Genomic DNA, 1884 nt, shown 5'->3' with positions numbered 1-1884 from the left:
TTAAACACCGCCTTTAAGAATATGTCGTTAAGTCAGCATGTTAGGCGCGCGCCGGCGCGTGTTACCACTAGTGCGCCGGGAGACTGGCAAGGAGTAGATGGTGCAAGTCCATTGCGGTGAAGGAGTAGCGATCCACATCGGCCCTCGAGCCGTGCGTCGGCCCCCGCGAGGGTGTCGGCGAAGCGTCGGTAGAGGAACATGCAGGCCAGCCATTGAGCCGCGAAAGAACATCGTCCCGGATGCCGACGCCGTTAGTGGCGCGGAAGGCAACATGAGGAGGCGCGATATGCGAGTGCCGCCTCGGTCCGGCGTGGTCGTAGACCCTGGCATGCATGGAAGCTTCTTGTTCGGGAACCGGGAGATCTCCGGGTCGACCATGGCCCTCTTTGGAGGACATGGTCCGCAGCGGGAAGGCGAGGAGCCGTAGCCGCTGATGCACGACACGGAGAAGTCTGACTCTGGCATAGTAGCTGTGAAGCTGACGAACAAAGCCGGGCAACCGGTGGCGGAGTTGGTGGAGCCAAGGCCGGGGACCAAGGGGAACGCGGAACAGCAACGCATGCACCGGACACAGAGCCGGGCTCGCATGACCCAGTCGCTGGACCGCGTACGGACAGCCGCAAGGCTGAGGAAGAAGGACCGGTTCACCGCGCTCTTTCACCACATCAATAACGATGCACTGCGGGCGGCGTTCTACGCGCTCAGGCGCAAGGCCGGATGGCATGACGTGGGAGGATTACGAGGCAGATCTCGAGCTGCGGCTCGCCGATCTACACAAACGAATCCAACGGGGAGTGTACCGCCCGCAACCGTCCCGCCGAACATACATACCGAAGGCTGACGGGAAGCAGCGGCCGCTGGCAATCGCGGCTCTGGAAGACAAGATTGTCCAAGGGGCCACCGTCATCGTACTCAACGCCATCTACGAAGGCGACTTCTGCGGCTTCTCCTACGGGTTTCGGCCCGGGAGGGGCCCGCACGATGCGTTGGATGCGCTCTGCACGGCGATCGACAGGCGGCAGGTGAACTGGATCATAGACGCCGACATCCAGAACTTCTTCGGGGCTGTCAGTCAATCATGGCTGGTTCGCTTCCTGGAACATCGGATCGGCGACAAGCGCATCATCCGCCTGATCCAGAAATGGCTGAAGGCGGGCGTCCTCGAAGACGGGATCGTGACCGTGGATGACAGGGGAACGGGACTCGCCATTCTACCTGCACTACTGCTTTGATCTGTGGGCCAAGCGCTGGCGACAGCGCGAGGCCACCGGCGACATGATCATCGTGCGCTATGCGGACGATGTAGTGGTCGGTTTCGAGCGCGAGGACGACGCCCGTTGTTTCCTCGCTGCGATGCGCGCGAGGCTTGAGGAGTTCGAGCTGACGCTCCATCCGGATAAGACCCGCCTGATTGAGTTTGGTCGCCACGCGGCGGCTGAACGAAAGCAGCGCGGGCTCGCAAAGCCGGAAACCTTTGCATTCCTGGGGTTCACGCTCATCTGCGGCAAATCACGCCGCGGGCGCTTCCAGCTTCAACGGAAGACCTGCGGTGACCGTATGCGAGCCAAGCTCCGCGAAATCAAAGGGGGGCTCTGGCGGCGAATGCACTGGCCTATCCCGGAACAAGGGAAATGGCTCAGGCAGGTCGTCACCGGACACTTTGCCTACTACGCAGTCCCGACAAACGGGCGGGCGCTTGCTGCGTACCGCTATCATGTGGTCAATCTCTGGCGACGGACGCTCCGGCGGCGCAGCCAGCGTGATGGCCTCGTATGGGACCGCATTGCGAGGCTCGCCGGTGACTGGCTCCCAAGTCCACGTATCCTTCATCCTTGGCCCGATGTGCGCTTCGCCGTCACCCACCCGAGGTAGGAGCCGAGTGCG

General features: G+C 62.3%; 2 protein-coding genes. Both read left to right on the top strand.

The features are described from left to right. Positions 1-722: 722 nt before the first annotated feature. On the top strand, positions 723-1232 hold the full coding sequence (locus NKJ06_RS35275) for a reverse transcriptase domain-containing protein (protein WP_352812539.1): 510 nt from the start codon (positions 723-725) through the stop codon (positions 1230-1232). Continuing rightward, positions 1186-1872 (top strand): reverse transcriptase domain-containing protein, encoded by a 687-nt coding sequence (locus NKJ06_RS35270; RefSeq protein ID WP_352812538.1) that lies wholly within the window; start codon positions 1186-1188, stop codon positions 1870-1872. Before NKJ06_RS35275 ends, NKJ06_RS35270 begins: the two co-directional genes overlap by 47 nt. Positions 1873-1884 lie beyond the last annotated feature (12 nt).

Origin of the sequence: Mesorhizobium sp. M0293 (assembly GCF_040321735.1) — a bacterium.
GTDB lineage: Bacteria > Pseudomonadota > Alphaproteobacteria > Rhizobiales > Rhizobiaceae > Mesorhizobium.
Note: the sequence above shows the minus strand (reverse complement) of the source record. Positions and strands in the feature narration are given on the sequence as shown.

Excerpts from the sequence above, each read along its gene's own strand:
- NKJ06_RS35275 (WP_352812539.1), top strand. The coding sequence starts at position 723 with ATGACGTGGGAGGATTACGAGGCAGATCTCGAGCTGCGGCTCGCCGAT.
- NKJ06_RS35270 (WP_352812538.1), top strand. The coding sequence starts at position 1,186 with ATGACAGGGGAACGGGACTCGCCATTCTACCTGCACTACTGCTTTGAT.